This window comes from Membranihabitans marinus (genome assembly GCF_021729155.1).
In the GTDB taxonomy this organism is placed as follows: Bacteria; Bacteroidota; Bacteroidia; order Chitinophagales; family Saprospiraceae; genus Membranihabitans; species Membranihabitans marinus.
The window spans coordinates 114,417-123,921 of record NZ_JAJQYA010000015.1 but is presented as its reverse complement, the minus strand read 5'-3'; the positions used below and the strand labels follow the sequence as shown (position 1 = coordinate 123,921).

The window sequence follows — 9,505 nt, the reverse complement described above, 5'->3', positions numbered from 1 at the left end:
TTTTCTTCTTTGCGTCAAGTAGATAAAGGAGTTGAAGGTGTTTTATACTATTCTCATTTACATGGACTTATCCCATCGCTGGGTTGTTTTCTGGGTGAAGAGGATAAAATCCCGATTGATTTCGATGAAATTTTGTCTTGTATTGCCCCCAAATCATTACTGATAATGGCGGGGACGGAAGATCGCCATCATCCCATAGAACAGGTTCGGGAAATGACGGAGGCAGCAAAGGGCAGTTTTGACCATTTTAATGCAAAGATTACCCTTTATGAAGAAGACCATTATGATCAACTCACTGATCCGATGAAGCATCAATTTCTCAAATGGTTAAATGAAGTTCGGGAGTAATAGGGTGGTGAATACTTAGGCTATGTATATATAATGAAGTCCATTGTAGTCAGCCTTTATTATTGGTGGTCAAAATTTTAAATAGATAATTTTGTATATTATTGCGATTTTTTTTAGCAGAATTATAATAAATGACAAGATTGTCTAGAAATATATTGTATTTTTCTGTTATTTATAGGGTTGGGGTTGATGTAATTATTGAACTCAATAATTGGATTTGTTGTTTCAAAAAACTAAATCCCGCTTGAATGGAAATCCTATGTTAACTATTGAATGTGATTATTTTTAATATTTAAAAATCTGTTTTTTAAAATTTAAATCTCCTTCTCTGTCTTTAGGCTGATCATTTAGTCTCAGTGAGTTTTATATCTTTATTATGGAGGTAATCTCTAACTATTGAAGCGATCATTGTATAGAATATATCTTGAAAAATCTAATGAAAGTCCAGTGAACGAGGCAATTATAAGTACTAATTTCAAGGGGAAAATTGAGAAATAAAATTAGAGATTAGAAAAGATCATTTAATATTACTATATTCGGTAACGTTACCATTGATTAAATAATCACCGGTATTACACGATTGTAGGTAATCTATGATTCCATCACAGGTTGAATTTAGGGATTGTAGATCTCAAAATCAGCTGCTTAAAACACAGATGCTGAGTTTGCTGAAAATCGTCATTAATACCAATTGCATTTGGTATAAAATAGGATAATAAAGTCGACCTTGGATTGTATTTTCTTATTGTTACAATCACTTATGGAAGGACTATGGAATAGGAAATGAGGGAATTTCTCATTTGAAGGTGTAAAAATACGAAGTTTGGTTTTGAAAGGGAGAGCTATGTAGAATATGTCTCTTGTACCCATTGTAGATGCATTTGGTATTATTCTCTCTTTAAAAATAGATTTCGTCGTATAGCTTCAATTACAAAATATAGATTTTAATATGATGAATAGAAGAAAGTTTTTTAAGGATACTGCCTTAGCAGGGACTGGACTTATGGTCACAGGCAATGCTGTGGGAGCCAAACCTGAACGGCGACCTAATGTAGCTCCAAGAGATATAATGGCCGAAGTTAAAAAATATCAAAAAATTGATGCCCATGCCCATGTGTTTTTACACGGTGGAGATAGTCCTGAATGGGAAGTAGGATTTGCTGAGCGATTAAATATTACCAAGTTGGTTGCATCCAAACCAGTAGCTAGGAATTTGGAAGCCAATCCCGACCAGTTTAGAGAATGTAATAATATGGTATTGGGAGCAATGAAAAAAGCACCAGATCATATCATTGGTCAAATGACCTTGAATCCAAGGTTTCAAAAAGAATCTTTAGAAGAGATCAATCGCTGTGTAGGAGAGGGAATGGTCGGCCTAAAACTCTATAGTCATGTAAAAATTAACGATCCTTTGTTTTACCCCATTATAGAGAAGTTTATCGACTTGAAAATGATCATTTTAATGCATGTTGGGATTGGGGAGTCTCGGGTAGTATTTAGCCCTATAGAAGTGGCCAGTACCTCAATTGCCAAGGATTTTGTCGATGTATCAGCTCGCTATCCTGAAGCCATGTTTCAGTTCGCTCACTTGGGCGGTGGCGGCGATTGGGAAGAAGGAGTAAAGACCATCAAACACAGTCCCAACGTATTTGTCGATGTGTCGGGAAGTAATAACGACGCCAATATCATTGATTTTGCCGTGAAAGAATTGGGAGAAGATCGCATCTTTTTTGGTTGTGACAATAGTTTCCATCAAGGAGTAGGTCATGTGCTAGCGGCTAATCTTACAGAAACTCAACGAAGAAAAATATTCTTCGATAATTATAATAAAATACTTAAAAAATCAGGTAACCATGTTGATTGATAGCAATGCATATATTGGTCATTGGCCATTTAGAGAACGAAATTATAATACCTGTGATGGTCTCATGACTAGGATGGATGAGTTTGGCGTAGACATGAGTTATGTCAGCAGTTTAACTGCCATCATGTACAAAAATACACAGACTGCCAACGCCTCGTTGTACAGAGAAATTCAAGGAAATAGTGAAGCCAAACGGAGATTGAAACCGGTTGCTGTGATAAACCCCATCTATGGATATGGAGGTTGGAAAGACGATTATTATACCTGTATTAAAGAATGGGAGATGTCTGCGATTAAGATTTTTCCCATCTACCATAGATACGACTTCAACAATGAATATTGTATAGAATTGGTTCGTATGGCAGCCAAGGATGATATTCCGGTAATGATTCCAATTCGGATGGTGGACGCCAGACCTAGCTCATGGTTAGACGTTGAAGAGTCCTTATCAACCAATCAAATCATGGGTTTGGTGAAGCAAGTGCCAGAAACTAAGTATATATTACAGAATGTGGCCAGTGGAGTTTCTTTTTCGGATGAAAATGAAAAAGTATTTAGAAATAATCAGGTATGGATGGATACTTCTGGAAGATCGATGAATGAATTTCATCACCTAGTAGAGCGATTTGGGGTTGAAAAATTTGTTTTTGGAACTCATTCCCCTACATTGGATTATGTGACAGGATTGCTCCGTATAGAATCTCTATATAATTCGGAGGCCAATGAAGCAGATAAAGAATCCATTCGTGCAACCAATATTCAGAAAATTTTTAATCATCAATAGCATTGATGATTGAACAATATTAACCACTATTATGAAAAAGAGTAATTTAGATCGCAGAGATTTTATTAAAATAAATTCAGCTTTGGGTTTGGGGGCAGCCACCCTATTGAGTACCAATCCTCTACAAGCCATCAATATTTTCAATGCCAAACATCAACAACCGGCAATATTAGGAGGACAGCCAGCCATGGCCAGTGATTGGCCGTCTTGGCCTATGTGGAATCCAGAAACAGATGAAAAACGGCTCTTGGAAGTAATGCGGAGTGGAGTATGGTCGAGAAAAAATGTAACCATAGAGTTTGAGAACAAGTGGGCGGCTACAGTGGGTAGTAAACGCTGCTTAGCGGTGGTCAATGGAACCAATGCCATGAATGCTTCCCTTGCCAATCTAGAAGTAGGATGGGGTGATGAAGTGATTGTAACCCCATATTCGTTTATCGCATCCATTTCCTGTGTATTGTTTAATGGAGCCATTCCCGTTTTTGTAGATATCGATCCGGATACCTTTCAGATGGATGCCACTAAAATTGAAGAAAAAATTACCAAACGCACCAAGGCCATTATGCCTGTTCATATCTTGGGATTGCCTTGTGATATGGATCCCATAATGAATATTGCCAAAAAACACAATCTCGTAGTGGTTGAAGATGCTTGTCAAGGTTGGTTGGCCGAGTACAATCATCAAAAAGTAGGTACATTTGGAGATGCAGGCTGTTTTAGTTTTCAAAATTCAAAGAATCTTCCCATTGGAGAAGGTGGTGCTATCGTTTCTGACAACGATGCATTTATGGATCGATGCTATTCTTATCACAATTATGGAATGCCTTATGGTTCAATGAAAGTGGAAGGAAGTTCAGGGGCAGTGATGGCAGGAAATAAATTGAGAATTACAGAATATCAGGCCGCCATAGGATTGGCTCAATTGGAGAGATTGGAAGATCAAACCAGTAAGCGAAGTGAAAATGCAGAGTATTTAAAAAGCAAAATAGCTACAGTTCCCGGCATCACACCGTATAAATTGTACGAAAAGGTAACCAGAGCATCATTCCATTTATTCCCATTTAGATACAATAAAGAAGCCTTTAAGGGCTTGCCGAGACATAAGTTTTTGGCGGCTATGAGGGCAGAAGGAATCCCATGTTCAGCAGGATATTTCCCATTGAATAAAATGCCATATTTGAAAAATGCCTTCGAATCTAAAAACTATAAGTTGTTTTATTCTAAAAAAGACTTAAATTATGCTGATTATGAGGAAAGGAATCAATGTCCGATAAATGATGTAATCTGTGGAGAAGAAGCGATATGGATTCCTCAATATGTACTTTTAGGATCAATGTCTGATATGAATAATATTTACAATGCTATTCAGAAAATATACGACAATGCCGCTTTACTAAATAAATAGAATACATTATGGGATTACTTCGTTGGGTTTTTTTAATATTTTTCCTGTCTATAATTCAGGGCTATTCACAAGATAAACCTCGGGTATTGGTGTTGACTGATATTGAAAATGAACCCGACGATGCTCAATCCTTAGTTCGATTTTTACTGTATACCAATCACTATGATGTAGAGGGATTGGTGGCGACCACTTCCACGCATTTGCGCAATAGAACGGCTGCTGATAAAATCAAAGAAATAGTTTCGGCATATGGCCAAGTTCGGTCGAATCTTTTGAAACACGAATCGGGATTTCCCTCAGAGTCCTACCTGCAAGCTAGAATTAAGTCTGGATTGCCGGTGTATGGGATGGAAGGGGTTGGCGAGGGCAAGGACTCCGAAGGATCTGAATGGTTGATCCAGGTGGTCGATAAAGAAGATGAGCGTCCGTTGTGGGTCCCTGTTTGGGGAGGTGCCAATGTCTTGGCACAGGCACTTTGGAAGGTGCAGCAGACCAGAACGCCAAGAGAGCTAGAAGTATTTGTTTCGAAAATCAGGGTGTACGCCATTTCAGATCAAGATGATTCTGCGTTATGGATCCGGAATACCTTTCCCGATCTTTTTTATATCGTTAGTCCAGGGGAAAATTATATCTTTTCTACATGGACGGGAATTTCAGGTGAAGGCCACCGAAATTACGCCACGGGAGCAGATGAGGAAATCGTAACCAATCCATGGTTGCGCGAACACATAATAGAGGATCACGGGCCATTAGGTGAAAAGTATCCTGAAGTGGCCTATATTATGGAAGGGGATAGCCCTAGTTTTATGAATTTAATTAACAATGGTTTGAGCGATCCCGAGCATCCTGAATGGGGAGGTTGGGGTGGTCGATACGATTTGTACCAGCCGAGATTTTTACCCTATAGGAATAGCGATCTGCATCAACCAGAAACCAGGCCGATTTGGACCGATGCACAAGATGAGGTCATAGGTAAAGACGGTAAAAAATACATCAATAATCAAGCGACCATATGGCGATGGCGGGATGCTTATCAGCACGATTTTGCTGCGCGAATGGATTGGTGTTTACAGTCTTATGAGGCTGCAAATCATCCTCCGGTAGTGGAAGCCCAGGCAGTAAAAGACTTGGTGATGTCCCCAGGAGACGAATTGATTATCGATGCCAGCGGAAGTCATGACCCCGATCAAGACGAATTGTCTTATCAGTGGTTTGTGTATACGGAAGCGGGTAGTTTTTGGCGATGGACGTGGACTAAACCCTTGATACTAGAAGGGGACAAAAGCAGTCAATTGACCCTTCATCTGAATGAGAAGGTAGGATTGAGCCATCCTCAAACCTTGCATCTTATCCTTGCCGTTACTGATAATGGAAGTCCTTCTCTCACTAGATATGGCAGGTATATTATTAATTTAATGCCTTAAGGCTTTTTACCTCCATGTCTATTTTCTTATTTTATATACTTATACGAAATACAATGTTTCACCATTCATGTATTTCTTATTACCTCGTGGAAAATCTAATGTAATGATATCAAAAACTTTGGTTGTGAGTAGTCTGTTTTTCTTTATCGCCTTGTTTGCAAGTGGATTATGTAGTGGTAGTCCATCTCAGTTCCAGGTTCAGATACCATCCGCAGGTGTCGATATGGATATCCCAGAAAACGATACCATAAAAAGACAAAAATATCTTGAAGAAATATTAAATGTTCTACCAGAGGATCGACCGGGTTTTGGTCGAGTTTCTTATTTAGATTCTACCTTCAAAGATTGGTTGTCACGGACCGGAGAATTGCCACCTGATTTTGATCGTTTGCCCAGCATTGTCAATTTACCCAATCCTTTGATGATCGATGAGGGAGTAAATAACATTGCAGTGTCTACTCCTCAGCAGTGGCAGGGACAACGCCAATGGATGAAGAAGGCATTGCAGTATTATATTACTGGTAGTTTTCCTACCGATGTAGGTGAAGTAAAGGCTAAAATTATTTCAGAAAAAATGGATGGAGAAGTCAAATTGCAGCTGATAGAATTGCGATTTGGACCCAATAATGCGGCTAAATTAACTTTGGAAATGATGATTCCTCCAGGAAGTGGACCTTTTCCCGTATTTATGACGCAGTGGAACCATCGAGAATGGGCTCAAGTAGCAGTGCGCAGGGGGTACATAGGTTGTGTGTATGCCGGTGCAGATGCCAAAGATGATACCGAAGAATACAGTAAAATATGGGCCGATCAATATGATTTTTCGCGGTTAATGCGCCGGGCTTTTGGATGTTTTAGAGCCATTGATTATTTGTACACCTTGGATTATGTGGATCGGGAAAAAATTGGTTTGACCGGACATTCCCGCAATGGGAAACAATCTTTAATGGCCGCTGCTTTTGATGAAAGGATTAAAGCCGTTATCCCCAGTAGTGGAGGCACTGGAGCGGAAGTGCCTTGGCGATATTGTTCACATAAGTACGATGTTGAGGATTTGGCATTGTTGACTTGTGCTCAGCCTTCATGGTTTCATCCGAGGTTGAGATTTTTTGTCGGTCGCGAAGATAAATTACCGGTAGATCAAAATCATTTTATGGCATTAATAGCACCCAGGGGGTTGATGTTGAGTTCTGCTAAAAATGAAAGTGCCAGTAATTATTGGGGCATTGAGCAAGCTTATCTAGAAAGTCAAAAAGTCTATCGATTTTTGGGCAATGAAGATGGTTTGGCTTTGAGACTTCGAGAGGGATTACACAGTGTGTCTGCACGGGACATGGAAGATTATATCGATTTTTTCGATTATGTATTTGGTCGCCATTCTTCAAAGCCACCCTCTACAATGGTGTCTAAATACGATTATCCGACTGGGAAGTCTGATCAGATGATTGCTTCCTCTGAACCCTCCTTAGGAGATGGTGATAGAGCTGGTGAGGAAGACTTGGTCTCGATTGATAATTTGGAGATCTATAGATCTAAGACCAAAGAAAAAATATTGGACATATTGGGTAATCCCCCTCCTGGAGTAACAAATTTAGGTCCAATGTCGATAAAAAATGGAGGTAGAGGGGAAGTTAGTTTTGGTCATTTTTTAAGTCGTCCTGGAGCTACAGAGAACATGTCGGTCATGGCCATTAGTCCTTATAATGGGTTTGGCGACAATCTGTTCGGATATTTGTATTATCCAAAAGCCAAAGCGGATCGAGGCGAGAAAATGCCGGTAGTGATATATCTTCATGAATACGATTATTCCAAGGGTTTTTCCTCTATGGGATTTGACCACGATATACCGGGCTTTTTTAGGCAGTTGGTAGATCAGGGTTTTGCGGTAATGGCCTATGATATGATTGGATTTGGCAATCGAATTGATGAAGGCAAGCGATTTTATCAAAGGTATCCAGATTGGTCAAAAATGGGTAAAATGGTCATCGATGTTCAAGGGGCATTAGATGGCTTAATTCATATGAAGGAAATTGATTCTGACCAAATTTTTGTGGCTGGGTATGCGCTGGGCGCTACGGTCGGCCTCTATGCTGCCGCTCTAGATGATCGGATAGCTGGTTTATTGTCTGTTGCGGGATTTACTCCGCTACGTCCTGAGTTGTCAAATCCATCAATCAATGATGGAGACAAAGGATACGATGCTTTACTTTCGTTGTCGCATTTACATGGTCTCATACCACGTTTGGGAAATTATATTGACCATCGAGATAAATTGCCTTATGATTATGATGATTTGTTGATGATGATGGCTGGTCGTCCCACCTTAGTAATCGCTCCTCAATGGGATCGGGAAGCGAGTTGGCCGAGGGTGAAATCTACCGTACATCGTGTCAATAATCGTGTCCTGACTTGGGATCTTCAACCTCATATTGAATTGTTGTCCCCCATGGATTACAATCGATTTTCTCCGGAAATGAAAGAATATAGTAGTCAATGGTTGTACAAACAATTACGTGGTGACCAGTAATGGTGGTTTTTTAGGAGTAAAATAGGAGGTCTACTACATTCCCTCATTATGATCGGGTTTGAAAAAATTATAGTAGAGCCGTGCTATTAGCGCGGCTCGAAATGGATGATCAAAATAGATTTGGCGGTCTTTTTGCTTTATTCGCCATATATCACAGAGAAATCATTCGTTTTACTTTAATGATGTCATACATCTCGTTTATTTTTATTTTTTAATATTTATTGGGCTTTATTTTTCATAATAAAGAAATGTTTGCTATATTAAAGAGCTAATCCTCAATTGAATACCATATTTTTATAAAATATAGAAATATTCATCGAAGTATTCAGTGTCTAATCACTACTTTTTTCCCAAAAAAAATAATTATTCCTCTAATTATATTTGGAGATGGCCGAAGTGGAATCGTGTGAAAAAATGTATAATCAAACCCAATAATCATGAAAATAACCATTATTACTTCTCTCATCCTGTTTGCCGGTCAATGGGCTATGGCGCAGTGGAGTCCTCAAATCAATATGAGCGTGGGATCTATGACCATGATATCGGATCACGATAAATTCAAACAAGGAGGTAGTATATCTGTGGGATTCGCTGTTGAACGAGGGTTTAAATCAGTGGAAGGTTTGTCTTTTCAAACTGGATTGGAATGGCGATACAATCGAGTCAAATTCAATCCCGTGGAAATTAATTTAGATACCATTAATATCATAAAATCACCACATGAAATTTCCATTGATTATAGTTTAGACATTCTTCATCAACACCATAGTGTGGATATGCCACTGCGATTGCGGTATAATGGTTTAGGTTTTATGGGGATATTTGCCGGGGTAAATCTTAGCCATACCTTAAACTGGCATTGGACTAACTTAGAAAGCAATCAAAAACTGTCCTATGAAAATAAATGGGCAATCACCTATGATATGAATGTGGGACTTTTTTTCCCTGTGGGACCGCAATGGACAGTTGATCTTTTTTATCACAGGGTGCAAAAAGGCAGGGTGTATACAGAGACCGAACACGAAGTGGGAAAGGTTGTTAGGAACAGTTCTTACAGAGATCATGGTATATCATTGGGCGTTTCGTATAAATGGTAGATTGCCTTCTCTACGCATTTTATATTCACCCCAATTGATCTTTGAAAAATGAGGTA

The 9,505-nt window shown here is 39.1% G+C and carries 6 protein-coding genes and 1 pseudogene; all 7 read left to right on the top strand.

Features of this window, described 5'->3' with window-relative positions; all coding sequences use genetic code 11:
- Positions 1-348, top strand: a pseudogene (locus LVD51_RS11335) (hypothetical protein); the annotation flags it as partial.
- A 949-nt stretch (positions 349-1,297) separates the two neighbouring features.
- A complete protein-coding gene (locus tag LVD51_RS11330; protein WP_236971489.1) occupies positions 1,298-2,212 on the top strand; it encodes an amidohydrolase family protein in 915 nt (304 codons plus the stop codon).
- Positions 2,202-2,996 (top strand): amidohydrolase family protein, encoded by a 795-nt coding sequence (locus tag LVD51_RS11325; protein ID WP_236971488.1) that lies wholly within the window; start codon positions 2,202-2,204, stop codon positions 2,994-2,996. Before LVD51_RS11330 ends, LVD51_RS11325 begins: the two co-directional genes overlap by 11 nt.
- A gap of 31 nt (positions 2,997-3,027) precedes the next feature.
- Positions 3,028-4,401 carry a DegT/DnrJ/EryC1/StrS family aminotransferase gene (locus LVD51_RS11320; protein ID WP_236971487.1) on the top strand — a complete coding sequence of 458 codons (1,374 nt, stop codon included), beginning with the start codon at positions 3,028-3,030 and terminating at the stop codon, positions 4,399-4,401.
- 8 nt (positions 4,402-4,409) lie between these two features.
- Positions 4,410-5,825, top strand: a complete 1,416-nt coding sequence (locus LVD51_RS11315; RefSeq protein WP_236971486.1) for a nucleoside hydrolase-like domain-containing protein — start codon at positions 4,410-4,412, stop codon at positions 5,823-5,825.
- 103 nt (positions 5,826-5,928) lie between these two features.
- On the top strand, positions 5,929-8,352 hold the full coding sequence (locus LVD51_RS11310) for an alpha/beta fold hydrolase (protein WP_236971485.1): 2,424 nt from the start codon (positions 5,929-5,931) through the stop codon (positions 8,350-8,352).
- Between the two features lie 437 nt (positions 8,353-8,789).
- A complete protein-coding gene (locus LVD51_RS11305) occupies positions 8,790-9,449 on the top strand; it encodes an outer membrane beta-barrel protein (RefSeq protein ID WP_236971484.1) in 660 nt (219 codons plus the stop codon).
- Positions 9,450-9,505 lie beyond the last annotated feature (56 nt).